This is a genomic window from Mesorhizobium sp. M7A.F.Ca.AU.001.01.1.1, from assembly GCF_004022735.1.
Lineage (GTDB): Bacteria > Pseudomonadota > Alphaproteobacteria > Rhizobiales > Rhizobiaceae > Mesorhizobium > Mesorhizobium ciceri.
Map to the genome: position 1 here is coordinate 1 of NZ_RZPF01001278.1, position 748 is coordinate 748.

Genomic DNA, 748 nt, shown 5'->3' on the forward strand with positions numbered 1-748 from the left:
CGGGCGAACTGATCCGCAACATCGGCGTCTCGACCGCGCGCGCCCTTGCCGGCTTTGCCGTCGGTGGCTCCATCGGTTTTGCGCTTGGCCTTGCCAACGGGCTGTCGACGCTCAGCCGCGGCCTGACCGACACGACGCTGCAGATGATCCGCAACATTCCGCATCTGGCGCTGATCCCGCTGGTCATCCTGTGGTTCGGCATCGACGAGGAAGCCAAGCTGTTCCTGGTGGCGCTCGGCGTGTTCTTTCCGATCTACGTCAACACGCTGCTCGGCATCCAGAGCGTCGACCCACAGCTGGTCGAGATGGGCCGCGTCTACGGCATGGACCGGCGCGCCCTGTTCTTCCGCGTCATCCTGCCCGGCGCGCTGCCGTCGATCTTCGTCGGCCTGCGCTATGCCCTGGGCATCATGTGGCTGACGCTGATCGTCGCCGAAACCATCTCGGCCAGTTCGGGCCTCGGCTACATGGCCATGCAGGCGCGCGAATTCCTGCTGATCGATGTCGTCGTGCTGTCGATCCTGATCTACGCGCTGCTCGGCAAGCTCGCCGACAGCCTCGCCCGCCTGCTCGAGCGTTTGTCGCTTGGCTGGCATCCGGCCTTCCAGAACGGATGAGAGATTGCCCATGACCGCCGCCAGCCTGACCGCAGCCCGTTCCTTCGTCGCCACGCCGGTGCGGCCGATCGGCTCCGTCGAAGGACAGCGGGCCTTTGCCTTCAGGCATGCCGGCAAGCGCTTCGGCGACA

General features: G+C 65.9%; 1 protein-coding gene. It reads left to right on the forward strand.

Translation table 11 applies throughout. From position 1 onward, the window contains the following. Positions 1-617: ABC transporter permease subunit (locus tag EN884_RS37640; RefSeq protein WP_128361213.1), on the forward strand; the 617-nt coding region annotated here is incomplete at its 5' end. Positions 618-748 lie beyond the last annotated feature (131 nt).